Origin of the sequence: Pseudovibrio sp. Ad5 (genome assembly GCF_001623095.1) — a bacterium.
Taxonomy (GTDB): domain Bacteria; phylum Pseudomonadota; class Alphaproteobacteria; order Rhizobiales; family Stappiaceae; genus Pseudovibrio.
This window is the reverse complement of the sequence record NZ_LMCH01000012.1, coordinates 30458-55645: the sequence shown is the minus strand read 5'-3', so window position 1 is coordinate 55645 and position 25188 is coordinate 30458. Positions and strand designations below refer to the sequence as shown.

The following is a 25188-nucleotide window of genomic DNA, read 5'->3' as shown; positions in this document are numbered from 1 at the left end:
TATAAAATACTCCAAATTCAAATTTCAAAACAATGAGGTGTTGTTCGTTCCCAACATCGCTCAGATCGGTTCATTTCTTCCGTCACAAAAACGGGGGAGAGCGCTGTCAAGGATCGACCCTGAGGCGGGGTATCTCCCACTGGAATGCACTTGCAGCTCGTGTCCTTCTTGCATGACTTTTGGGCCGGATGTGCCGGCGCAAAAGTCCTGCAGGAAGGATGGGGAGGCCTCAGGGTCGGGGAGCAGTAGCTCCCTTGTCCTTGACAGCGATCGGGGGCACAGTCCCATTTTTTTTGAGAGGTGCTTATTCATCCAGATTTGCCTTGCTGAGCAGGCCAAAAACAGACTTTTGAAGGTGCAGATCCCCGGCTTTAGCTTTTGCCAGACAGCCGCGCACAAAGCCGCCATAGGAGTTGATGGTGGTGGCCGGATCGGTGCTGCGGCGCTCGGCAATCACAATCAGCGTTGCGGCCGCGCTGCTCCCAAGTTTGCTGCACGCCTCCTGCCATGCTGGTTTTGAGATCCCAAGATATCCTGCTGCCAGTGTTGCGGCCTCGATGACAGAATCCCAATCGGCACCACCGCTCTTTGAGGCATTGCGGATCATATCGCGCAGCATGGGACTGGCACAGGCTAAAACCTGTTTGAGCGTGATGTGCTCGATACCGGAGCTCAGGAGCACGGCTTGTGCTGAAGGCGGTTCAAGACCGGGCAGGGGAGGCGAGTTGGACCTGTCCTCATGTGCAATCGGGTGTTGACGTGCTGGAGCAGCACTTTCACGCTCGATCTTTTCAAGAGCCCTTTCCGCGTCAGCGGTCAAAGCAATCTTCAAGTCATTGCCGGCAGGCAGTGTCCGCTCACTACTTCTTTCGTTAGAAAGTGTTTGTTTTGTATTGCTTGTATTTATGTGTCGGAACTGGATTTCCGACCTGTCGGAAGTTTTCTTCCGACCAAAGGTGTTTTGAGGTTCGGATTCCGCTGCTGGATCGTCCTCGATCTGGTCAATGGAAGAGGGGTCACGCACCTCATGAAACGCTGCGATCAGCTGCAAGAACTGCTTGCTCCATTGCAACAGCTGGGTGATGGTCAAGCGCGCCTCGATACGGCGCGGCAATGACAGCAACAGCTTTTGCGCATCCCCTGCAGCTGGGTGGTCTGGATGCAAGGTCAGCTGCTCTCTTAAGACCTTTTTGTGAAGCAGCAGCGTTGTCTTTTGCTGTTTCCAGACAAGGGCGCGCTGCTCCAGTTCTTGCGCCATGCGGTAAAGGCGCTTGTAACTTGCGGCCAGAGGGGCAAGATTGACACCGAACGCCTGCAGGAGCTCGCCAGTTGCTGAGCGATGGCCGAACCGGCGCAGGTTGCCGCTGTCGTGCCAGCACACCAAACCAGCACGATTTAAGGCCCGCTCGATGTTGAGCACCTGGCGCTCGCAGATTGAACGCTTGTTGGCGGTCGCGCTTACCGTCAGATAGACAATCGGATTGCTGCCGCTCTGCCAATCCTGATCGCGGGTATAGCCCACGAGGAATTCCAGGTGCGCAACTTGTGTTGCGGTCAAGCCAAGCTCGCGTTGCAACCTCTTCACCAGCGAGAGCACATCCCACCGGCTCACACCGACCGGCAGACCAGTAAAACCTCTGGCCGCGACTTCTGCCTTCTCATTCTGCTGGCGCGATGTGTTGCCGATTCCAAACACTGCCGCTGCCTCATCTGGCATATAGGCATCAATAAACATTCCAAATATTCCGTCTTCACTGGAAGCGTTGAGCCAATTTCAGAGTGAGTTCTCCTGTTCGCAAAAATTATTGCGTTCTTCACTCTTGCAATTTATGGGAGGGCAACATAGAAATTCAGGTGCTAATCATGATTTCTATGTTGTTCTCCCTGGCGGCTCCTGGCTTCCAGGGTTTACTTTTTTATAGGGCAGTGCCCTGATTGCTTTTATCCTTGAGATTTTCGCTAAATTTCATTCAATTGTTACAAACCCCTTTTCGATTTAAAAAGTACAAGTTTAATCGACTTGTGTGTTACACACATGTAAAGACTGATTTCTGATCAATTATTCATAGGACTTTCGAATAGAGCTATGGATTTCCCTAAGTCTTCGAGTAAACTAATCTCATTCTTACTTATTAATTGAGCATCACTACATTATTGATAATGCCCTCCTTTACTTGAACACATTAACTATACTTGAGTTAGTTGTGAACAAAGATGGAACATGCCCAAGTTTCATTGAGAACTCCCCCAGAGTTTTGTAAACTAAAACCAATGGAGGGACATTCAAATGCGCAGAGTATTCAGACACATAGCTATTGATTTGAGCTGGTTTATTTCGTGGGCCGTGATTTCGGCTCCAGCTTTTGTAATCTTGTTTTATGCTTTGATCCCGGTGACTTCTGCCATTAACAATTATGACTTGCTGCCGTTCCATGTCCCTCACGTCAACGAGCTGTTTGTTCTTTGCGTCCAATTCACGCTCATCCTGTTCCTGGCTTCGATACCGGGCATCTCTGAATTCTTTGATGATATCAGGTTGGGTGCGCGCCGCTGTTCGCAGCGCGAGCTTGATCAGATCGAATCCGCTTTTGCCTATCTGCAACACAGCGCCGATACCAAGAACATCAAACTGCCTCACATTGTGTGGCGAGTGGTTGACGACAAAAGCTACAATGCCTGCGCTTATGGCCGCAACCGGATTGCCATCCATAGGGGCGCTCTTTTTGATACCAAATTTCGCGAGCACGGCCTTGAAGAACTGGCTGGGCTTCTTGCTCACGAGATAGCTCATTTGCGGTATTGGGACACAAAACACGCGGTAATATCGGCTGCAATCTTCACGCCGTTCAATGTGCTTTTGTTTTTTGCAAATCTCTTCAAAAGTGTACCAATCCTCAATCTGGTCGTGATGTTCTTCTTCTTTCCTTGCAGCCTGATTATCGGGATCGGAAATCGTATCCCGGCCCTGACCTCTCGTATGGCTGAGTATCGCGCCGATGAGTTTGCTCAAATGCTGCTTGGAAAAGACTGCATGTGTCAGGTCTTTAACAGCATAGGCGATGAACGGGGCGGCACGAACATCATGGCTCACTACCTGACCTCCCATCCCCCGACTGAACTGCGTCATAACAATTTGCAGCTGCGATCTGATTATCGTGCCCAATTCAATGCTCCTCCCTCTGAGGATCTCCTCGCCCGCTTCCGCAAGCATTAAAATGCCTTGCCAAACATAGTCTTCATCCTGTCCCTCTTGCCGCTAGCACCACCAGCAAGTCGGGCAGGGCGCTTTATCTGTCCCGGCCTTTGTCTTTGACCTTGTCGTTGTCAGGCCGCTTAGCCTTGTGCTGCTTTTGCTTTTGCAGTTTCACTCCAAAATGCTTCTCCAGCAGTCCTGGTTGTCGTCTTGACCCAAGTCCCATCAGGGACAACATGGCCTCTTCCCCTTTAAGCATCTCGATGGCCGCATGATTGAGCTGGGCGTAATCCGTTAGAAACGACTTCCAACTGTGTTTGCGTTTGCGCTTGGGTTTACTGAGCTGATCGGTGAACTTCTCCCAAAGATCGGTTTCCCGGTGCCGGTCATAAAGCGGCCTGCGTTCATAGCGGTCCTTGCGCTTAGCCTGAGAGAGATCTTTCTCCGCTGCCTGATAGGGGCCGAACTTGTCTTCCAATGCCTTTTTAGAAAAGTCACGGTGAACCGTGCTGGCTTTTTCCGAACGCGGGCCGTCCAGCTCCTTGAACACCAGGCCATTGCCGCGCTGCTTCAGTTCCAGCGAATACGCCGCGATGCCCTCATGGAACTCCGGCCATGTCTTAGAGCTTTCACGGATCTTCAAAAGCTCTTGCTTGTAATCCTTCACATAAGTGGAGAAGGAGACCTCATAGGTGTTGGCCTCATAATCCCTTGCCTTTGGATTGGTCTTCTCCAGCACCTCGCCCTTGGCGTTGGTGCGGGTCAGGCCGTATTTCACTTCCATCTCAAGACGGGTGCGCTCCAGAGCGTCAAAATCCATATAGGGCGTGTGGACCTTGTAGGTTTTGGGATGAATCCGATTGATCGCCACGTGCATGTGGTAGTTGTCTGTATTGGTGTGAGTGCCGATGATGCGCTCATGCTCTTCAAAGCCAAGCGCCTTGGCAAAGGACTTTTCAATGTCCTTCAATGCCGCCAGCTCGGGCACTTCTCCTTCCGCAAACGAGATCACCAGGTGATAGGAGCGGTCGCCCTTCACACGGGTGTTGTGCTTTTGCGTGTTTTCAATCTCGACAATGGCAAGCTCCAGTTCGTCTTTGGTGCTTGCCAGCTCGCAATTTTCAATCCAAAGATCGCCCAGCTTCTCATTGTCTTCCTTGGCAGCAGCCACATAACGCGCCAGCGCCTTAAAAGAATTCTGTCCGGATTTACGGTCTATCTTGTGTGCAATCATGGATCAGAGCGCCAATACTTTTGCTTTGAGCGCGCTCTGCGTGTCGCGAATGTCGTGCAAGAGCTTTTCCATCTCGCCGTGATTGGCCCTGAGCGCCATATCGGCCAGACCAGCGTTCAAAAGGTTGCCCAAACGCGCCTGGTCGTGATTGACCTTTTTCAGCTCATCAATGGCGGTTAGTTTTGCCGGGTCCGGATGGGCAACGTTTTCATAAACGTAGGCAACGTAATGACCGTATTTCCAGTTCAGCTTTTTGGCCCGCTTTTTGATGTCAGCAATCACGCTGAGCGGCATGTAAAGGTTGAACGCTGCCGTTTTCTCATTCTTTCCTCTTCCGAACTTAAAGCCTGTCTTGTCGATTTTCATAAGCTCATCTCCTGCTCAAAGCTTTGCTGTTTAGATTTTGTGGTATCGATCTGAAGCTCCTGCGCGTTTCCCAGCTTCCGTGCCAACCGGACTTGCGTAATGAACTGGGAGGCCGCTCTTTCTTCGCCGCGCGCGGTGGTCAGATCGTTCCAATCTTTCAGACCTTTGGCTTTATCAGCCTTGTTAAGGGGAGGGCGCACCACATACCCGCCAACGGCCTGCGCGGCCTCAATTGCTTTCTCCATTCCCTTATTGGGAAGAGGCTTTTCGCGTGTGGTGAGATGATGGTCATCATCAGCTGCAAACAGCATGGTCACGTCTGGGAATTTGTCACGCAGCGCTGTGGCAACCTTGACCAGGTTGTCAGCATCAAATGTCACGATGACTGGCTTATTTGTGAGTTTGTGAACGGACGCACCGGTCGCGTAGCCTTCTGCAAAGATAAGCGTATCTCCCTGTCCAGGCTTTTCCGCATCGTTTAAGTAACGCTTTGGATCAATTGCATGGAACAGCCCCTCTTTGCGGCCATGCTTGAGATAGTGTTTGCCTTCACCAACAAACTGCAGCGAGTGGATTTTAAGATCCGTATCACGTAGCGGAATGACCATGCGAGCGTCTTTATCCAGCTTCACACCAAACCCGAGGACGTTTTTTCGTTTCAAGTACTCGCAGTTTGACGGCTTGGCCCAGTCGGTCATGTTGGCCCATATCCCATAGGCTGTCTTCGCAGCTTTTTCCTGATCCAGCCTGCGCTCATTATCCCGGTTTCTTGATGCCTTTTTCCCAGCTTCAATGGCCCGCTGAATTTCATCTTTGGAAAGGTTAAGGTCTTCAAAAACCCACCTTTCTTGCTTGCCTCTGAAGTTGTGCAGCATCCCATTTGGAACACCACCTTCAAGGAAACCTCGATAAGAAGCACTCTTGTCTGGATCACCGTCAATTTTTACCCGGTGCCACTTGCCATCCATCTGTGCCAAGCCGCCAAGAACGACGTTCTTAGACCTTAACCATTTGCTGAACTCCCCTTCCGGATCGCGCTTTTGCTCAGCCGCAGGCGCTTTGCCTTCAACCGACCATTTCATCGTTGCCTTCGCGATTTCAGCGGTCGGCGCAAACCAGCTCTTAGCTTTGCGATCAAACCTGGCACCAAGTTTCTTAGCCTCCTCGCGCTCGTCATAAGGAACGGCCAGATAAGTCCGCTCGCGCTTGTCCCGGTTTGCAGCCTCACTCACATTTCCTTGCTTAAGCACGGGTGTCTTGGATCGGGCAGGGGCTTTGGTCTCACGTTGTGCCATGGTGGATCTCCTCAGGGTTTAAAACGACAGAAAGAATGAGAACTTTTGAGCTCATGAGCCGCCAGCCTTGCTATCAGTGGCCGGGCCTTCAGCAACCCGGCTGAGGGGGCCAAGAAATGGATTGCTCTGAGTTGCAGTCCCGGATTTGCAAGTCTCAGCCTCAAAAGCTTCCTGGATCACCTCTGGCGCGACCTGTTTATCCATATCTGGCTTGGGTGAGGGCTCTGGCGTTCCAACTTGCGCGGGCGAAGCCGGCGCACCTTCAGCAGGGTGAGCACTGTTGCCGCTCTCAATCTGAACCCCTGCTTTGACGTTGCCAGAAGGTTTCAGTTTGGAGCGGGCGTTCATCACCTCATCAAAGAAATAAAGGTATTGCTGGCCCTTGATGGTTGGTTTACCGGCTGTGAACACCAGCACCTCACCTGGGGCAGTAACCCTGCCGTCTTCATCGTATTTGAGACCGGGGAGCAACATGCATTCATCGGGTGTCATCAAAGGCCGTGAGGTCTCAGAAACACTTTCCGAAAGACTGGCACCGCCCCGCTCTAAATTCTTTGACACCGAACGCTTGCGTTGCACCACCGTTGTCTTGCCGGTCATGTCAGACAGAACACGAGCCGTCTCGATCTTGTTAGGTGCATAGGCGATGCGCACATGGCAGTTGGAGATGATGCTCTCATCACGGGTATAGGCGCTTTGAAGCTGGGTGATATCCTGCGTGATCAGGAAAGCTTTGAGGCCATAACCTGCCATGAAGGCAAGCGAGCTTTCAAAAATGTCCAGCTTGCCGAGCTGGGGAAACTCATCCAGCATCAAAAGCATGCGGTGCTTGTAAAGCGTCTCACCCTCATTATGGGACATTTTGGCTGTCAGGCGCGTGAGCATCTGATTGAGGATGATGCGGATAAGCGCCTTCATGCGCCCAATCTCAGCAGGCGAGAGGACCAGATAAACATTGGTCGGCTGATCCGCGTTCATCAGATCATGAATGGTAAAATCACAGGCCGATGTGTTTCGCGCTATGATCGGATCTGCAAAGATCGCAAGTTGAGCCGTGGCCGTGGACGAGACACCTGAGCGTTCATTGGCTGCCCGCTTGCGCATGCGTGATGCCCCGCGCCGGACTTCCTTGTCAGCACCCTCATTGCCGTGCTCATAGCCCTCCATGTCGAGCAACAGCTTTTCAAATCCGTCCTCGTCCTTTTTCTTGCCCTCCGCTTTGGCTTTAACAAGCGCATCAAGCTTTTGCTCATCATCACCGGCTTCATCATCACCGACTGACAGGAAGTGGAGCACATCGGCCAGATTTGCCTTGCGCTTTTCCTCATTGCGTACCCGGTAAAGCACATGCAAAATGGCCGTAGACAGCCACGAAAACCCTTCCTGTTCCCAAAAGTTTTGAAGCCCCTTGCCGGAGGTGTCGATGATCATCTTGGCAACGTTCATGCAGTCACCAATCTGGAAATCGGTGTCGATGCGGATCTCTTCTAAGGGGTTGTAACGGGCAGAGCCTTCGGTTGCAGTCGGCTCAAAGTAAAAGACGTTCTGGCCTTGCGCCGCTCTCCAACCCGAAGTCTTCGCGTAGTTCTCACCCTTGATATCAAGGATGATGGTGCTTCCAGGCCAGGTCAGCAGGGTCGGGATGACCACGCTGATGCCTTTACCGGAACGGGTCGGGGCAAAGGCAAGCACGTGTTCAGGTCCGTCATGGCGCAGCATGGCCGCGTTTTTGAACTTGTCTTCCAGACCACCAACCACAACGCCTTTGCCGCGCAGATAGCCCATGCCCTTGATCTCGGCATCTTCAGCAAAACGTGCCGTGCCATGCAGCGAGCCTGAATCGCGCTCACCAGAGACCGTTTTGTTACCCGCCTGTTCCATGAGGATGCGGCCGACAATCATTATGATGATCATGGCGACAAATCCGCCGCCAAACGGGATCAGGATCTCATGGGGGAGTTCATTGGTCTCAATGTAAAAGGCATAAAGCCATTTCCACCACTGGGCATCGGTGGGATCAAACGCGAGCGTGTAATACCACCCTGCAAGCGTGACGGCGATGAAGGCAAATATGGAGACAAGAGCAACAACGCGAGGGAATACATGCATCACTGAGGTTTCCCGTCTTTGAGGATGTAACGGTTGTTTTTGACCTCGTAAATGTCAGTGACATGACGCACTCCGCGGTCAAAACGAGTGATATGGAAGACCACATCAACCAACGTGTCGAAGTACTCGCTGACTGGCTTTGTCAGGTTCATGCCTGACATATCGATGTTGTGCTGGAACCGCTCAACCACCATCTCAGCACGGTCAGCGTGGATCGTGCACATCCAACCCTTTGCGCCGGTGTTAAGCGCGTTCAAAGCTGGAAAGGCATTTTCAGTAGAGATCTCTGAGAAGATGATGCGATCTGGAGAGATACGCATTTTGTGATTGAACAGTTGCTCCCATGTTCTCAGGCCTGCGCCTTGTGAGGCTTCACGAGCTGCAAACAGCGCAGATCCATTCCAGAAGCGCTCAACTTCCAACTCCGGCGTGTCTTCACATGACACAATGCGCTCTTGGACAGGCAAGAGGCCAAGCAGTTTGTTCAGGAATGTTGTTTTGCCAGTGTTGGTGGAGCCGGATATCGCAATATTCCAACGCTTCTGCATGGCTTCACCAATGTAATCGATGATCATTTGGCTAAGCCCCAGATCTTCGAACTTGATCTCATAGGGATGCTTACAACGCACCGCCATGGAAAGGCCGTTCTGCGTGCTCGGTCCGATCAGACACTCAAAACGATGGCGCTCTGGAAGCGACACGGAAAGATTGGGGTTTGAACTTTCAGAAAACTTCAGGCCGTTGTAGTTGGCAAGCGCCTGACATATGCGCCGGATCTCGGTGAAGCCGATATTTGGCGTCTCGATCTGCTGCAGGTCTGACTTGCGATGTTCCAGAATGAGTTTCCGAGGCCGCATCTGGCGCAGCTCAACTACATTAGGATCGCTGTAGAGTTCAGCTAAAGGTTCCATAAGCTTCATTATCAGTCGATCAGACATAACTTACCCATTCACCCTGAGGATTGCCTCTGGGAGTTACTTTCAAACCATTGGTGTTGCTTGCGTTTTAAGAGTTAAGGAGGATCTGGCAGATCCATGACCTCGGCCTGCCAGATCCTTTGCGTATACTTAGACGTTCATCAGCATTCTTCGCCGCCATCCCCTCTTGAGGTCACGGTATTAGACGTGTTTCTTTGTGAAACCGTCTTCCACTTTGAATAGAATACTTCACCTGCCGGATTAGTCTTTTTATCCCGCGTATAGGTCTTAAAGAGATTGGTTGCTGTGAATGTAGCAGTGTTGCAACGATTGCTTCTTTTGGCACCAGTTGCTGTGTATGGACCGTTTCTATGTGGGCCGTCGTTAGAGTAAGCCCTGTTCTTATCTTTGTCCTCTAAATAGCCCCAACTTGCACGGTTGCTCGTAAACGACACACTCACCCAGCGCTCTTCGATCTCCTGCTGATAGGTGCACCGATCACCTTCATTCACAGGAGTGCCGTCGCTGACAGCCACATAATGCTTGCTTCCATCTGGCCGTTCATAAGCTTGTTTACGCTTGACAGGAACCATCGCATTACATCCGTCATAATAACGCTCTGAGGTGTCTTCATCTTCTTCAACACTCTTCTTCTTGTAAGCAACGTATTGTGCGCCAGGCAGAAGCTTCTTAGTTGCAATGGTGTAACTTAAGCCATCCACTCTGATCGAAACGTCAGACAGTGGCCGTGCTTTGCGCTTGGGATCATCATATTTCCAGGAAGATGTCTCAGCGATATGCGTATAATTCGTATCGCTCTTCTGGCAGCTACCCACATAAACCCTGTCTGGATTGGTGTAATAAAAACGCTCCAGTCCGGTAGACACGCCAGCTGCAAAATCATGCGTGAAGTCCGCAGGACTGATACACCCTTCAATGGTTGGCTTGCACTGATAACCTTCCTCAAAAACGTCCCCATCCCCCAATGGAACCTCCAAACGGGTACTGTCCGGACGCTCAAAAACATCTGTCAGCCTGGTTGGCACAAAGGCATAACAGCCCTCAAAGTAACGTCCTGAAGCAACCTGCTCGGATTCTGTTTCCAGCTTGGTGTAAGCAACTTCAGGTGCCCCAGGCAGCATCATGTTTGAAGCAATCGGGTAGACCTGACCGGCTACATTGATCGACACATCGGAAAGCGGCTGTGCCACCTTCTTCTCGTCATTGTGCTTCCACGACGACACATCCACATTGTGAACGTATGTTGTCCCGCCCTGCTGACAGGAACTTACATATTCACGGGTCGGGTTCTCAAAATAGTGCCGTTCAAGGCCATAAGAGACACCAGCTGCAATGTCGTGATTGAACTCGGCTGGATTGATGCAGCCTTCTGTGGTGGATTTGATTTCAATCGAGGCATTTGAATCTGGTGTGCACTGATCAATATACTGAGAAGCGCCGCCCACTGTAATTTGCGTGCGGTACTGAGGAATTGCCCTGCGCCCGCTCAGATCCACCATGGTCTGGCAGATATCAACGCCGTTCTTTTTAAAGACCTTCTCATGCGGATAGGTGTTTTCAGTCACCGAGCAAGGAGAGGCCTGGAAGAACTGATCGTCCTTTTGATAGATCCACATCGCCATTTCAGTTGAAAGGGAATTGCCGAAATCATGACGGATGGAACAGCCGTCTGTGACCTGCGCCATCTTGATTGGCTGGTAGAATTCAGAGCGTTCACAACTACGAACGGTCTGCAGATTGTTGTTGCCATCGGTGTAGACCATGGAGGTTTCAATATAGGCCATACCCGCTTCCAGATCGATATCAATCGGGCAGCTGTCATCCTCGGTAATAGAGAACGTTGTATCGGGATCAGGCTGACAATCAGAAAGCTGGATGCGCTCCTGCTGGCTGTTGACGTAATATTCGAGATATTGCGGCTTTGCGATCCGGGCAGTCACATCGATCTTGTCATCACAGGTTGCCCCGCTTTTCTGGATCGTGAAATTGGTCCCGCTGTCTGAACACGCGCTTTCCTCAACCACAATGCCTTTTTTGAGCGTTTGCGTCTTGCTTTGAACCCGCACTTGTCCCTGATTGCGGTCAATGACCGGCGAGCACCCCTCAAAGGTCACACGGATTTCTTCTGGCACATCCTCAGGAGCGTCTTTTTCTTCCACCTCTTTGCGATCAGGTGTTTCATAGCCGTTCTGACCAGGCGTCTCACCACCATCTGAAGAGCCTGACCCGGCACCGGACCCGCCGTTCTCATCGCGCTCAACGTCCTCGTATTTCTCCTCGTCCTCTTCCTTGTCCTTGTCTTTGTCGTCCTCAGGCTCTTCTTGCGCATTGAGCTTTTTAAGCGCTGCGATCAGCTCTTCTTCATTGCCCGATACATCAAGTGTTTCTTCCGGATCAATCACATCCTCTTCAACGTCGAACTGAGAAGAAAAGTTTTCTGCATTGAGTTCAACAAAACGCTCGCCCTTTGTCAGACGTGTGAGCACAGCTTGCCCGATCTTCTTCCCATCATGCATGACATATTGGGAGAAGCCCTCTGCGCTCACACCGGCAACGGAAACCTCATCCTTGTTGACCCCAGCGGTGAACTGAGGAGCCTTCTTGATCTGCAGGGCAAGCTCAACCGCTTTGCCCTCAAAAATGGGTGTGGTCTGCTTCACAGCAACAGCAAACAGCTTTTCACGAAGTGCAGCGGTGGCCTGCGCCGCACTCGTTCCTTGCTGACCTATCTGGCCTTGCTGACCGATCTGGCCTTGCTTGCCTGCCCCGGCCGCCTGAGCGGCGGGTGTTGGAGGGGCCGCTGTTTGGGAGAACCCGGCTGCTGTACTTGTCAGCAACATGGCCCCTGTCAGAGAAAGTCTTAAAATATTCCGCATCTAAATAACCTCACATTACTGCTGGGTAGGTGGAGCCAGGTACCAGTCATATTCAGGTCTGATCTGAACTCTGGTGCCCTGGGAAATACGGATGACCGGCCTTAAATTGACCGTGTCTTCCATAAACTTTGCCGACAACTCGCCAACGTTCTCCGAGATGCCTGTCAGGGCAGAAGCAATCGTGTCGGAGCCCTCTAAGCCATAGGCAGAGGCCATGGTGACAGCAGATTCAACGCCCGCGCCAATGGCAACGGTGGTCACAGCAGTGCCGTATTTCTCCCACCAGCGATTATCGACGTGGCCGGACATGCCGCCATACCCTTGCGCATCACCAACTTTGGCTTTGAGCTGGTAGATTTCAGCACGGCTCTCAGCCATGAGAACGCGCTCGCACTGGAAGCCAATACGGGTCTGTCCAACCTTCTTGGCGCTCTCATAGCGGCAGATCATGCGGCTTCCCTTTGGAACCAGAAGATTGGCCCCGTGATAGCCGTAAACATCCCGGCTCACCTGAATGACGACCGTGCCCTCATCAGCAAGCTGGCTGTTAATGCCGGTTTCCATGATGCCGGTGATGTAGCGATCAGCTGTCACAATCCGACTGTTGTCAACCGCACTGGTGGAGATCCGGCCAGACGCCTTGTAGGTGCTGTTTTGCGGGTCGATGCCTTCCGGGGGACTGAAGGAACCGGATAGTCCACCTGCAGGAGGTACGTTGAGCGCCGCTGTGCGCGTTAGACCTTCATCAAGACCTGGAACATTGCCCTCTAACCCGTTTGCCAACACACCTCGCGAGGTGATGTAGCCTTGTGTCCCAAAGCGGGCGGCTCGTGCTGCTTGCAGTTCCAGCTCAAACGGGCTGGGATCTTTGGGTTTTGGAGGCTCAATGATCTTCTCAACCGTGATGTATTCTTTCTTGATGATCGTTCTGGGCGGTGCGTCCTTGCTGACTTCCTTTTCAACCACGATGGGAGGAGCCATGATGATGCGCGGCGGCGGCGGTGCTGGCGGTATCACCGGCTTTGGAGCCGGTGGGCGCTTATACTCAAACACACCATCATCATTTGGAGGCAAACCACGAGAGAGAACCGGCTCAGGGACACACGCCCCACCAAAACTCAATCCAACCGCAAGGAATAACTCACATACACTCATGTTAGTTACCCTTGTACTGGATACACATGTAGGACTGACCGGATTTTAAGGTGATGAGTTTGCTGGTGTTCTCAATGATGTATGCCTTGCCGGACACGCGGGTATTGACCAGTTCATCAATCCCATCGACCACCACATACGCGGTCGGCAACTCCAGATCATTCCATTTGTCGCCGTAAAAAATGTAGGTGAAGTGATCATCACGCAGCACCAGTTCCGGCTTTAACGAGTTGTCAGATCCCCAAAGCTTGTATTCACCCCATCCGCGCAGTTTGGACGGGTCAATGTTGGCGCGTTTGACATAATCGCCCGGCACCTTCTGTGTCTCGTCGCCCTTGGGAGTATAAGCAGGCATATTCATCAAGGGCACTGGCGATCCCCCTGCTGCAACTTCGATCAAAGCCGATTGCACCAATCGGGGTTTTTCGATCTTGAATTGCAGATCCGGAATATGCTTTGAATTGACGGTTTCTGCACGCAGGTAAAAACTGAACACTCTGCCATCTTCAGCATAGACCTGCAGGGAGCTGTCAACGCCTGCTGCCAAAGGCTTGATGACCAACGTGGTGTCATTGCGCACTTTGGTGTCAAACAAGTTCACATCCGCCACATCCGCGTTTTTAATCTTAACGTCTTCAGGCAGCTGGATCACGGTGAGCATGAACTCGCGAAGACGGACCCGGTAAACGCAGGTTCCGCATTCAACCTGCGTGTGAACGCCGCCATCCTTGCCAGCCTTATCCCAGGCCTTCTGGATCTGGCCCAATGGCACGGTCGTGCGGTTCAGGGGACCAAACTGGCCGCGCCGCTGTGCAGCTGCTTGTTTGAGCGCATCCTGCGGCACACTGGCAGCAACATTTGACGCTACCTGCTGACCCTGCGCAACCCGCTGGTTTGGTGTTTGAGGACCGCGATCCAATGAGGTCTGGGCAAGAGCGGTGTTTGAAACAAGTAATGTGACAAGAAATAGAGAAATACGGGGGCTCATGTGGTCGGTCTTTCCTGAACAGCCAATTTTAAGATGCGAATGCCGAGGGGGTTCTCAAACCGCTCCACGCTGGTGACTTCTTGCGGGCGTGTGGTCATTTCCACATAGGCGCGAAGTCTGGATTGCTCAGGCTTTGCCCTGCCGATCCTGTCTGTCTGGATGAAGTCAACGGCGTATTGGTAGATCCCGCCATAGGCATCGACCTGGTTGGCGCTTTCAACGGTGATCGAGCGGTTCAAACCATCTTCAATCGCTTCATCAATGCGGCCTTCGTTTTCTTTCAAGAACTGACGGTAAAAGTCCTGATCGGAATACGTGGCGACTTCCTGAAATCTCGAACTTTGAGAGATCGGGTCAACGGCGAGGATCTGCGCCACATAGCGCCGTGCCATTTTCTCTAACATCAACTCAAAGCCATCCACCTCAACAGAGATCGGCTCGACCCGGTAAATCCGCTCATCTGCTGGATCAACCCGAAGCAGCGCGATTTCCGTCGTCTTAAGGGGCAGGGCAACCGCAATGGCCTGCAGGGCCAACGCCAGACACACGCCCAAAACAACATTGAGACCGGCTGAGATCCTGAACAGCGTCACCATGCGCCGATGGGCGCTTTTATAGGCGAACGGATCTGCATCCAGCACTGCCTTGCGCTGTGCCTGGTCTTTATCAGGAACGCCCACATCAGGCGCGTTGTCCTGAACAGGGACCGCAAGTCCTTGATGCAGTGCCCCCTTAGGCTCGCTCTTTCCCTTGTCTTGCCGCCTTCTTTTAAACATGGGCCGCCTCCACCCACTCAAAGCTTTGCGGCTGGTAGTCCAGATCTACGCAGGCACAGGGCGAGGGACGCATTTCGTCCGTATCAACCGGGGCGTAGGGCATTTCTGCATTGGAGGCGCAGCCAGCCAGAAACAAGACAAGGGAAAGCGTGAAGAGGAACGGTTTGCTCATGATAATTACTTCTCTGATTTCAGGGCATCGGTTGCTTTGGAATTGGGATTGCCGCCAGATTGCAGGCTCATGTCAGCGGCTTTGTCACTGAGCGTGGCATTACTCACGCCAAGCGCTGCCTTACCAGCGCTCCAGCCGCCTTTGGCTCCAGCAGCAATGCCTTTGCCGTAAGCCCCGGCTGTTTGAGCTGCCCCGCTCATCATCGCACCCGGAGTGGCGGCATTGAGCGTCACTTGTGCCAGTGTGCCGGCCAGTGAGGTTGCTTCCTGCACCAGCGCCACACCCGACCACGCGGTCAGGATCACAAGGATGTAAGCCTTCCAGGCGGTATCATCTAAAACATCAGAGCTGATTTGCTCACCACCCGGCATAAGATTGCCGATGCCAGTAATAATCAGCTTGAACACCAGCGTGACTGCAACCAGCGTCAGGATTGAGGTCAAAAGAGTGGAGACCCCGGAGCCGATTTTCTCACGGCCAAAGGGAAATGCAGCCATGGAGATCACATAAGGGGCCAGCAAGCACACCATCATGATCCGGAACAGGCCGATTGCCACATGGACCACGAACACGATCATCATGATGATGAAGGGCAGCATCAGCGCGGCGACAAAGAGCACGATCCCGAATTTTTCTAACCACCCTGCCCCATTCATCATGGTTTTTGCCATTGCAAAGGGTTGGGTAAAGGCAGCTTCCAGCTCGGTGACAAGGCCGGTGATGGCATCCGCGCCACTGCCAGCCCCCATGAGCGCACCTGGGATACCGAACATTAAGGTCGTGGTCGCTTCATAGATCATTCCGGCAAGGCCGAATTTGAGGGCCGTGAGCACGCCAAAACCAAAGAACAAGAACACAAACTGGGAGGCGACCCAGGTTAAATCCGTGGTGGCTGTAGCCAGTTTAAATCCCTGCCAAACCGCCCATAAACATGCTAGACTGGCAAATATTACCAGCATCGGCTCATAGGCTATTTCCATGTATTTATTGACGAATGTACTGCCGTTATCGACATACTCAACAATCAAGGGGCAGCTGATACAGGCATCACTCATAGCCTTCTCCCTTTTGGGGTTTGTGAGTGCGGCCCAGGCTGCGCCCGATCTCGATCATTTGAAGGGTTCCATTGTTCTCAAAGGGAAGGGCTCCACCAATATTTTTGATGGGATAAAAGACACCCGCTTCCTTGATCTGGCTTACGTCCAATGGGCCTGGAACAACCTGAAGAGCCCAACCGATGTTGCGGCCGAGCTTGCCAAATACAAGGGCGCCTACAAAACCTTTGAACAGGCGTCGAAGGTCGAGTTCAAACCTCGCTGGAAGGTCAAGTACATGAGTATTCCAGACAATCAGTGGACTAAGGCCGGACGAGAACTTCGCGCTCAGGTGGACCGGGAGGTATTTGTACAAAGCCCGGATCAGGACGCCATTGCCCGGTACCGTGATCTGACTTTGCTGGAAATGGCATGGGATGGATATGTTTCGCGCAGAGCCCCGTGGCATGCAGAGGACTGGGAAGCCTTTGAGAGCTTTTACTGCAACAGGCACACCCGCGTTCTTGGCTTTGTCATGGACGGTTGCGCCATTCCCAACTGGCACAGGCCCGATCCGGGCGCATGGAAAAAGGTTGGTTATGAGCGGCTGAAACGCGAAGGCAGGCTTGAATTCCTGCAAAGCAATTGAGCTAAGCGTGAAGGTCTGGGAGGTCATGAGGAGCCTCCCTTTTTCTTCATGTCGTCCTTTGCCAGCTCGCTCTCCAATGGAACGCCCTGAATAATCGACTGTGCCGAAGACACTTTAAGAAGCTGGGCAAGCAGCTGATTGGTCTGGGACTGGCTTTGCAGCAGGGCAGAATTAACTTCAATAAGCACCTGCAGGCGCTCATTAACTGTTTGTGCCTTTGCTCCCTCGCTTTTGAGCTCTTGCGCCGCCTCCAGAGTTTTAACCGCGTTTTCCTGCGCCATATCAGCCTGCGCCAGCCCTTTAAACGAGGCATCGGCCACCGTACTGAGGCGGGCTTTTTTAACACTGTTCTGGGCTTTTTCTTTTTCCGACCAAGGCATGCTCTCTATGTCTTTGGGATCAGCCACCAGACCGTTTTGATAGGCATCAGAACGTGAGCACAGCGAGCCCATATCCATCTCATCAAAGCTCACATCCGGCATCAGACTTTCAAAGTCGGGAACCAGGCAGGAATTGTCCGACATGATCTGACCGGTAATGTCACTGAAGTTGATGGAGGGGATCGAGATCTTGGTGACCTCGCCAATGCTCTTAAGCGTATCGTCAATGCCAGCGCGCACATCCTTGACCACATCAAGTTGCTCTTTGAGCGTCTTGATCTGTTCTTTCATCTGCGCAATCTGCTTCTTGGCTTCTGCGATGGCCTTGATATCAATGACGGGACGGGCAGCAAAACCGACGCCGGGTATCAGGCTCAGCGAGAGGACAAGCATGGAGACGGCAATAAACCGGTTGGCTCTCATCAGCTCGCCTCCCCGTCTGCGTCCAGTTCAAGTTTGATCTGCCCGATTGGTTTTAACGGCGTAGAAATTGTCTCAGAAGCCAACGCCTCTCTTTTGAAGATCGTTTCAGGTGCGACCAACCGGTTTGCCTCTCGATCAATGATGACAGGAGGGTCTATAATGACAGGCTGCGCAGTCAACGAGGTCGCAGACAAAGGCATAGGCGTCACAGATGCAACCAGATGAACTGCTCCTTCCAGCCGGGACAGTCTATTTTCTATGTCGCTTTCATCGGCCCCACTGAAGAGGAATGATCCCAGAGCAAAGCAGGTCAGGCAGGCCACCATGACAGCACCCCACGAAGGCCGGTACTGATGGAGATCTTCGTCTACAAGATCTTCATCAGCAGATCCTTCCTCCTCAACGCCTTCCTCGTCTAAGCCTTCCTCGTCTAAGCCGTTGTCGTCATAAAGGTCCTCATCCTCGTAATATTCACCACAAGAATAGTGATCGTCCGACCAGTCAGTCTTATGGTCATAGGAGTGTCTTGAACCTGTCCCGTTAGATGCATTCATTTTACTTTGTTCCCGCCGCTTTGATGATTAAGTCCTGCATGTGCTGTTAGACATGAGCGAGCCATTGCTCGCCCCACACGTCCTGAATTTTGCGAAGTTCTGCCATTGGTCCGGTGCCTGAGCGATAAAACCGCAAGGCATCCCCAAGGCCGGAAAGGTCCACATCAATGATGGTGCTCTCATTGTATCCAGAAGCCAGATCACGCTTGACCAGAAGAACCTGACGGCCTCCTGCCAGATCCCCTTCCCCGCGAATGAAGGCGATCTGATCCTCGCTCAGATTGAACGGCTCAAGGGCTTTATCGCTGCCACCACAGCCAGCCATGAACATAAGGTTCGGGGCGTTGTTGACGATCTTGGCCGAGCCTTCAAACTCCACCAGCGCTTCCGGGTTCTGGAAGGCCAGCCCGACAACACCGCCTAGTTTGCGGTATTCCATGAACATCTGCCCGACGAGATGACGGAAGCCTTCATTGCGGAGCAGATTGGCCGCTTCATCGACAAAGATAGAAAAGCCCTTGTGGTTGACCTTGGCCGCCTCATAAATCGCACTGGAAATATGCGTAACCAAGGCAGGGCCAAGCAGCGGGTCTTTAAGCGGCTCGGTCATATCAATGCCGACCAGATGGCTTTGCTCCAAAAAAGTGCGGATGCTGTCATGGGGGGCGTTGAAGATATGGCTATAAGCCCCCTCTCCAAGCCGCTCATCCTTCACCCACCTGGTGAAAGCGCGCTTGATATCGGAGTTTGAGGGAAAAGCGGCTTTGAAAATGCTGTCGAACGTGCGCTCCCCCCGATCCATGACACTTGCAAAGTCGAGCACGTCATTGATCTGGTCGTCCATCTCCTGCACATACTGGTCGCCCAGCATGATCCGCATCATGGTCGCGGCCCGCTGGCGAGCGCTCTTATTGTCAAGATCACAATCAAGCGGGTTAAGGGAGAGCTGGTCAAAGGACTGGTACTGTCCGCCCATGACCTCACTCATGAACCGCGCGCCCTCCAGACTGTCAAAGACGTAGTTGCGCACGCCTGCAAACTTGGCGATCCCGCCAAGCAGATGCATGATCAGGGTGGATTTACCCGTGCCGGTCGGGGCAAAGATCAGGTAGTGCCCTGCCGCCTGAGGCTTATCTGCAATATGGAACTGGAAGGAATAGTTCTGGCCTGTTGGCGTCTTGAACAGACGCAAAGGACGGTTCCCGAACGGCGATGAATACATGCCTTCGGGGGAATATTGCAGCGGCCAGAGCGCGGCCACGTTATAGTCCATCAACCGCAGTTTGCGCACCAGCTTGTCTCGTCCGGGCAGCCGGTTAAACCAGCAATTGGCAGCTGGTGCCGTCTCGATCGTATGTTTGACGCGGCGCGTGTTCAAAATCGCCGAGATCTGGTCGAGCACCTCATCCAGCTCTTCTTGTGTGCGCGCTCTGACTGTGAACTGAAGCTGGGTCTGGAACATGGTGTTCGTGCTGTTGGTGAGCGCTTCTGTTGCATGAGAAAGCTCTGTGACCATAGCCCCGGAGGTTAAGAAGCTGTTGAGCTGTTCTGCCTTCTTGCGGGTGTATTCTAAAATGGTCTTTTCTGAACTGAGCGGTACACAGACCTGCATCACTTCCAGCTCTGCAGACAAGGCCAGCACCCTGGAGATCATCAGGCCCGATACACTATCTGGATACTCACTCACGCCAATGGTTTTATGAATGTGCTTGAGCGGGGTCTGGGTGAGGATCGTCCCGTCTTTGTTGATGATCAGATCACAGGCGGGCAGGTTGGCGTTAATAGACCGGCTGACGCGCTTTGCATTGTCCGGCATATGTCCGCACACCAGATAGGTTAGGAACGCGGTTAATTCGCACGGCTCATCAAGATCCTTTGCCGCCTCAACCGGCGTGACCTGGTAGTTCTCAAACCCGTTAAGAAGCGCCTTGCAATGCTTGTTCAAAGTTTCAAAGGTGGTTGCTTCCAGCAGGATATACCAGCTCATGGAGTAGGCATGCTTGTAAAGCTCCTGCTCTGCTTTGCCGATTTCAGCTAAGGCTGGAGAGGGCCAGTCCGCCTCAAAGGAAATGTCCTTGAGCCGTTTGACGGCCATCAGGCGAAACGCTGATCCGCTTGATCCAAGCTGGTGCAGGATGTTGCTGCGCTGGCGGGCAAGCGTTTCCTGCTGCGCAAAACTCATAGTGTCGTAGGAAACGCCTTTCAGCCTGAACACCCGGAACAAGGTTCCATCTTTAAGGGCAATGGTGGTGCGGTCTTCAAAAAGAACGTCAAAGTCCAGCTCATCTGCAAGCCAGTCCTGCTCAAAACTGCCCTCCCCATCCTGACGCAATACCTTATTGGCGAGCATGGCCGCGCCGCCTGCAAATCCCAGGGTCGCTGCTGTTGAAAGAAGGAGGCTCATTTTGTCTTGCCCTTTGTCGTTGTCTTTGAAGACCCGCCGACGATGAGGCAGCGGGCTTGATTGCCTTTGAAGAAGGTGTGAGGCAGCAACAGTGTTGCCTCACAATGTGCATCCTTGCGGCGCAAGGCGATGGTGAAGGCAAGGGCTGGGGGAATGGAGAAAATGCAGAGAAGCATGACGAGCGGCGGATCAATCACCAGGGTTAAGATTGCGCCCACAAAGAACACTCCACCCAACGCAAGAGCTGCAAACAATGGCGGCATGCCAAAGATGGTCGAGGGTGACTGAAGGTGCCGATAAACGCCGTTCTGCACTCGCATACCCGCCCCCTTAGGCTAGATTAACAAGGGCGCGGATAGCCGTTGGGGCGGCTACAATGATGATAGCTGCGATGACGTAGTTGACCAGTCTCTCCCAGCGCATGCTGCCAGACATGGCCGACCAAGCACCGAAGGCCACCACACCAAGGCCAACGACAACAGCACCGATCTGAACCATGCCGCTTTCAAGGAAGCCGAATGTTGTAACAACTGGGCTTGCCCAGTCCGCGCCGGCAAAGGCGAGCGTCGGATTTAAAAGCAGAACAGCAAAGACAACGAGTTTGACCTCGCGGGTAAGAAACGACTTTGAATTCTTAGATGAGGACATGACAAACCTACTTCATGATCAGATAAAGAGCTCCAACGGCAAGCCAGTTCAGAGCGGTGAAAAAATAGAGCGGCGATGAAAAGCGTTTGATTTTAGATGTGAGATCTCCAAGTTCGCTTGAGAACTGAGACTGCTGCTTCAAAAGACCCTCAATTGAGCTGGCCTCAACGTTTTGGCGGATTTGTCCGAGCGTGTCGCTCAAACGCGATAATTCGCCCTGCATCTGCTCAGAAAGGATCTTTGCGCTCTCCCCAACCAGTGCTTTGAGCTTGTCTCGTTCGCCGGATTGTCGGGTTTCCACCTCGGAAAGGAGCACCGACAAATCCGAGGTAAAGACCTCAAACAGCGAGTAGAGCATCCAGATCGGATCGTCTGATCCCATGGACTGACCACCATGTTTTTTGGCGATCAAAGCACGAACATCTTCAAGCGAGGAGATCTGAGCGCCGCCCATGGGGGTTGACAGATCCGAATCTATAAAGTCGAAATTTGCCTGATTTTGCTCCGAATCGGGTGTCATAGCCGCCATCACATCCTCACCCACGCTTACAAGGCCATGTTTTCGAGTTGCGTGGAGACGTCAGACCAGACCTTTTTGAGCCTTTGACGGGTCATAAGACCGAAATTCTCGTCCAAAATGGCCTCTGAGAAGGTCTTTCGGCGCTCAATCATGGCCTGAATGTCGTGGTTGAAGGAAGAGCCGGTGCGCTGCGCTAAAGTAGGCACAGCGTAAATACGGTCCTGATTTTCCTTAAACAACTTCAGTTCTTCGAATGGCTTACCGTTTTTCTCCGCCCGTCCTGAGTATTCGTTCTTCCAAAGGACGATCTTTTGCTTTGGGAATACTTCAAACAGTTTCTCAATGCAGGACAATGTGGCGTCTATTGCCCCTCCCCCGCTGACCACGGAATGGATGGCAATCTCGCACTCATGATCATGCAGGAGGTCCAACACATCGTTCTCAGCCAGGTATTTGACCAGCGGTAAGAAGGTGGTTGCACCCGTATCAATGACGAAATGTGTCTCATCATCTGATTCGATTATGCCCTCAACAATGGCGTCAAAGCTGCGATGATCGATCTCTGCGTTATCCATCATCTTTATAAGGTTACAGTTGAGTGCCTTATAAGATGAAAGAGTGGGGTTTACTGGATCGGTATCGATGGCAATAAGGTTCCGTCCTTCTTGCCGAAAATACTCACAAAGCAGAAGAGAAATAAAACTCTTACCGGCCCCGCCTTTTCCTTGCATTACAAAGTTTACATATCTCATGTTTGCTTAAACCTATCAGTCGTAATCTTTAATGGAGTCAGCCATCTGGAACCGGTTTGTACCCTTAGGTTGAGATGGAAGGAGCGGTTCCTGGGGTGTAGTTGACCCGCTCCCTCCTGTTTTGGGTGGAGGTACAACGGCACTTCCTGGAGCCAATTCAGACTTAGGGTTCAAAGCCTTAGCCGCACATTCGTAGAAGGTTTTTTCCGCCATATCGATCTTCCCTTTACTGGAAAGGGCCTCGAAGATCTTACGTTTGGATATACCTCTCCCGATCTCAGCCTCAACATGCGCACGCACAAGTTGAAACTGAGCTCGGGCATCTCCCCATGGAAGCGCCATTGTTTGATTACCCGTCTGTAAAACGGGTATCCCTGATGTTTAATGTTTGGATAAAGGAATTAGACGCGGGTCTGCCCATCGCATTTCGTGACGAAACACGCTAAGCCTCACATCCATTAGCGGACATGAGATGAGCTGCGACTGAATTATGAGTTGTGGGTTCTCCCTATGCGAGTGCCAAGTCTGTTTTGGTACTTGCAAGGCTCTGATGGTTATGACCTGGAAGTTACTAACCGTCAGAGCCGCATGCCATTTTGCTATGGCAGCAAGTAGTGACGTGCATAACGCATCCTTACAACTTTATCTAGCCCTTTTTTGGTCACGATTTCCCAAAGTAAAGCCTTTGTTTTTACTTAAACTTTTACCCATGATATAAAACGGCTGAAATCTTAGAGTTTTGACTCAAAGTTGAGGGAAATCCCCCAGCGCGTTTTCCACAGATAAACTCAACCACAAGTTCCTTTAAATTTGCGCAGCAAAAAGCGTTGAGCACGACAGTGCGAATAAGCTCAATTGTACGGGTTGGGCTCAACTCGTGGAATTTCCGCTAACCGGCTCCGGTTAGCATATCTTGCCAACTCTCACTCACAGAATCTCATAGGAAACTCCCAGAATTTCAAAGCACTCGCAGAAACTCCCAGAATTTCCCGGAATCTCCCAGAATGCTACGCTGGAACTCCCAGAAACTCCCAGAAACTCCCAGAAATACGCAGAATGCTACGCTGGAACTCGCAGAAACTCCCAGAACCAACTAGATCAACCTGTTGTTTGATGAAAACTGAATAGTTGATCAGCTGATGTATGGTTTTTCTGTCAAGGCGACATGGAAAAGAAAACGAAAAATCCGTTACAGCAGCAACAATCACCAGAGCGCGGAGCATGTGCGAGCTTGCAAAGCTTGCGCGTGCTTCGCGCGACAAGGCGCTTTGTGATCTGTGAGTGCAACGAGCGATCGCAAAGCGCCGCACGCCCCGATCTGACAAGGCGAGTGCGAGGCATCGTGTGCCCTGCAAGGGTGCCGATGCCGAGTGCTCGCCTTGTCAGACGGTTGGCAAGAAAAATGAGCGCAGCGCCAAAGCTGGAAGGCGCAGTGGGATCGGCAGATCCCGCGGAGCCTGGAAGGTTTGGAGCAAGCCCAAAATCACAGCCACTTTGCACGGCGATGCTATTTGATTTTTAGGGAGTTTCGGAGTAGTATACCGGAGTGGAAGGGAACCTAAGTCCCCTTCCCTTTGCTAGCTATTTGAAATAGACTCGGAGTTTCAGTGTCCAGCTGTTCCGAGTCTTTTTCATTTTAAGCGTGATCGTAAATGGTAAAAACCACATTTCATCACCCTCCGGTTTAAAAGCAAGGCTGTTGCCTCAGTCGGGAGAGCCTATCTTTCCCGATGCGTTGGCTGGATCAACGCGGCTGCTTCTGCTCTTAAAACTCTCAACTGCTTGTAGCAGATGCACCCCTTGGTTGCTATGGGTGATCACTCAAGGGCTGAGTGATCCCATGCCTTTTTTGTCTTTCTTCAGTACACGGCCCATTCAACGTCTTTGCATTCAATGTGCTCGTGTTTGTACCGCTGTCCCATACAGTCCATGGCCTGAAGGCTCCACGACCCCTTATTCCCGAGGCGGGTGGAGAGTTCCTTTATCACCTGCGAAAACTCTTCAGCTTGAATGAAGACAAGATTGCCAGCGTATCCGGTTGAGGCCATCTCATCACATACCGGACTGATGAGGCAGGCAAATTCTCCCATACCCGGATCAATGTCGAACTCATGGAAATAGTCGTGCTCGTTGCCTTCAGCTTCACACCGGTGCTTGTAGGTGTTGTCGTTCCAGTCCCGTGCACTGACCGACCATGAGTAATCCGTGTGGTAACGCTCAGTGAGGATCGCAATCACCTCATCAAAGGTGTCCGCCTCGATGATCTCCTGATAGTCAATATCAGCTTCCGCGTTCCAGCCCTCACAATGCGTTCCGCTGATCGTGCAGGCAAACTCACCCTGTGACAGGTCCGCTTCCAGCCGTTGGAACACCTCGAACTCATCATCCAAATCATCTTCCTGAAGCGCCTCATCATCCAACATCTGAAAGTACAACTCTGCTTCAGGGTCATGCTGGCGATTTTTGAACTCCAGCTCTTCGCGCTGGTGATCGGCGGAGCTGACAAACAAGTCAGAAAGGAACTCTTTCAGGGTCGTCAGGCTAGGAAGATGCAACATGATTTGTCTCCGTCTTGGTGTGGTCCGTTTCTATTTTCCTTGCCAAGCAAACGGGTGAGCGGGAGCTAGTGAGGAGAGAGGCTGTCCACATTCTCCCGCAGCCCATAAGGCGAGGAAGATTGTGGTCAGGCGAGTGACGATCTAGCTTTCGTGAGGGCGCAAGC

The 25188-nt window shown here is 52.2% G+C and carries 22 protein-coding genes; 2 read left to right on the top strand and 20 right to left on the bottom strand.

The genetic code is table 11. The features are described from left to right. Nucleotides 1–304 precede the first annotated feature (304 nt). Nucleotides 305–1735 carry a plasmid replication protein RepC gene (gene repC, locus PsAD5_RS07695; protein ID WP_063291672.1) on the bottom strand — a complete coding sequence of 477 codons (1431 nt, stop codon included), beginning with the start codon at nt 1733–1735 and terminating at the stop codon, nt 305–307. 552 nt (nt 1736–2287) lie between these two features. On the opposite strand from repC, the gene PsAD5_RS28810 reads away from it, so the two are divergent. After that, a complete protein-coding gene (locus PsAD5_RS28810; RefSeq protein ID WP_063291671.1) occupies nt 2288–3214 on the top strand; it encodes a M48 family metalloprotease in 927 nt (308 codons plus the stop codon). Between the two features lie 73 nt (nt 3215–3287). On the opposite strand, the gene traI is transcribed toward PsAD5_RS28810, so the two are convergent. The 11 genes from traI to PsAD5_RS07635 all read right to left on the bottom strand — a co-directional run bounded on the left by traI (nt 3288) and on the right by PsAD5_RS07635 (nt 16157). Then, the gene (gene traI / locus PsAD5_RS07685) at nt 3288–4427 is read right to left on the bottom strand and encodes a TraI/MobA(P) family conjugative relaxase (RefSeq protein ID WP_063291670.1); all 1140 of its coding nucleotides are present in this window, start codon (nt 4425–4427) and stop codon (nt 3288–3290) included. 3 nt (nt 4428–4430) lie between these two features. Continuing rightward, nucleotides 4431–4793: a hypothetical protein gene (locus PsAD5_RS07680; RefSeq protein WP_063291669.1), complete on the bottom strand. Its 363-nt coding sequence runs from the start codon at nt 4791–4793 to the stop codon at nt 4431–4433. Continuing rightward, entirely contained in the window at nt 4790–6088 is a 1299-nt protein-coding gene (locus tag PsAD5_RS07675) for a DUF5710 domain-containing protein (protein WP_063291668.1), read from the bottom strand. The genes PsAD5_RS07680 and PsAD5_RS07675 overlap by 4 nt, the downstream gene beginning before the upstream one ends. A 51-nt stretch (nt 6089–6139) precedes the next feature. Next, nucleotides 6140–8197: a type IV secretory system conjugative DNA transfer family protein gene (locus PsAD5_RS07670; RefSeq protein ID WP_084405924.1), complete on the bottom strand. Its 2058-nt coding sequence runs from the start codon at nt 8195–8197 to the stop codon at nt 6140–6142. Beyond that, entirely contained in the window at nt 8197–9135 is a 939-nt protein-coding gene (locus PsAD5_RS07665) for an ATPase, T2SS/T4P/T4SS family (RefSeq protein WP_063291667.1), read from the bottom strand. Before PsAD5_RS07665 ends, PsAD5_RS07670 begins: the two co-directional genes overlap by 1 nt. A 140-nt stretch (nt 9136–9275) precedes the next feature. Further along, nucleotides 9276–12011 carry a hypothetical protein gene (locus tag PsAD5_RS07660; protein ID WP_063291666.1) on the bottom strand — a complete coding sequence of 912 codons (2736 nt, stop codon included), beginning with the start codon at nt 12009–12011 and terminating at the stop codon, nt 9276–9278. 15 nt (nt 12012–12026) lie between these two features. Next, nucleotides 12027–13166, bottom strand: a complete 1140-nt coding sequence (locus tag PsAD5_RS07655; protein ID WP_063291665.1) for a TrbI/VirB10 family protein — start codon at nt 13164–13166, stop codon at nt 12027–12029. 1 nt (nt 13167) lies between these two features. Continuing rightward, entirely contained in the window at nt 13168–14154 is a 987-nt protein-coding gene (locus tag PsAD5_RS07650) for a TrbG/VirB9 family P-type conjugative transfer protein (RefSeq protein WP_063291664.1), read from the bottom strand. Continuing rightward, nucleotides 14151–14930: a VirB8/TrbF family protein gene (locus PsAD5_RS07645; protein ID WP_063291663.1), complete on the bottom strand. Its 780-nt coding sequence runs from the start codon at nt 14928–14930 to the stop codon at nt 14151–14153. The genes PsAD5_RS07650 and PsAD5_RS07645 overlap by 4 nt, the downstream gene beginning before the upstream one ends. Further along, nucleotides 14923–15102 (bottom strand): hypothetical protein, encoded by a 180-nt coding sequence (locus PsAD5_RS07640; RefSeq protein ID WP_063291662.1) that lies wholly within the window; start codon nt 15100–15102, stop codon nt 14923–14925. Before PsAD5_RS07640 ends, PsAD5_RS07645 begins: the two co-directional genes overlap by 8 nt. Before the next feature lie 5 nt (nt 15103–15107). Further along, nucleotides 15108–16157 carry a hypothetical protein gene (locus tag PsAD5_RS07635; protein WP_063291661.1) on the bottom strand — a complete coding sequence of 350 codons (1050 nt, stop codon included), beginning with the start codon at nt 16155–16157 and terminating at the stop codon, nt 15108–15110. 22 nt (nt 16158–16179) lie between these two features. Here PsAD5_RS07635 and PsAD5_RS27810 point away from each other — a divergent pair, with 22 nt between their 5' ends. Next, nucleotides 16180–16785: a hypothetical protein gene (locus PsAD5_RS27810; protein WP_153041347.1), complete on the top strand. Its 606-nt coding sequence runs from the start codon at nt 16180–16182 to the stop codon at nt 16783–16785. Between the two features lie 23 nt (nt 16786–16808). On the opposite strand, the gene PsAD5_RS07625 is transcribed toward PsAD5_RS27810, so the two are convergent. The 8 genes from PsAD5_RS07625 to PsAD5_RS07580 all read right to left on the bottom strand — a co-directional run bounded on the left by PsAD5_RS07625 (nt 16809) and on the right by PsAD5_RS07580 (nt 25024). Then, nucleotides 16809–17588: a hypothetical protein gene (locus tag PsAD5_RS07625; RefSeq protein ID WP_063291659.1), complete on the bottom strand. Its 780-nt coding sequence runs from the start codon at nt 17586–17588 to the stop codon at nt 16809–16811. Then, complete coding sequence (locus tag PsAD5_RS07620) at nt 17588–18142, bottom strand: hypothetical protein (RefSeq protein WP_063291658.1); 555 nt, start codon at nt 18140–18142, stop codon at nt 17588–17590. The genes PsAD5_RS07625 and PsAD5_RS07620 overlap by 1 nt, the downstream gene beginning before the upstream one ends. A gap of 46 nt (nt 18143–18188) precedes the next feature. After that, on the bottom strand, nt 18189–20546 hold the full coding sequence (locus PsAD5_RS07615; RefSeq protein ID WP_063291657.1) for a VirB4 family type IV secretion system protein: 2358 nt from the start codon (nt 20544–20546) through the stop codon (nt 18189–18191). Then, nucleotides 20543–20866, bottom strand: coding sequence for a hypothetical protein (locus PsAD5_RS07610; protein ID WP_063291656.1), 324 nt, complete (start codon nt 20864–20866; stop codon nt 20543–20545). Before PsAD5_RS07610 ends, PsAD5_RS07615 begins: the two co-directional genes overlap by 4 nt. A 10-nt stretch (nt 20867–20876) precedes the next feature. After that, nucleotides 20877–21194: a TrbC/VirB2 family protein gene (locus PsAD5_RS07605; protein ID WP_063291655.1), complete on the bottom strand. Its 318-nt coding sequence runs from the start codon at nt 21192–21194 to the stop codon at nt 20877–20879. Between the two features lie 7 nt (nt 21195–21201). Continuing rightward, entirely contained in the window at nt 21202–21714 is a 513-nt protein-coding gene (locus PsAD5_RS07600) for a hypothetical protein (RefSeq protein WP_153040771.1), read from the bottom strand. Between the two features lie 26 nt (nt 21715–21740). After that, nucleotides 21741–22445 (bottom strand): nucleotide-binding protein, encoded by a 705-nt coding sequence (locus tag PsAD5_RS07595; protein ID WP_063291653.1) that lies wholly within the window; start codon nt 22443–22445, stop codon nt 21741–21743. Between the two features lie 1880 nt (nt 22446–24325). Then, entirely contained in the window at nt 24326–25024 is a 699-nt protein-coding gene (locus PsAD5_RS07580) for a hypothetical protein (protein ID WP_063291650.1), read from the bottom strand. Between the last annotated feature and the right edge of the window lie 164 nt (nt 25025–25188).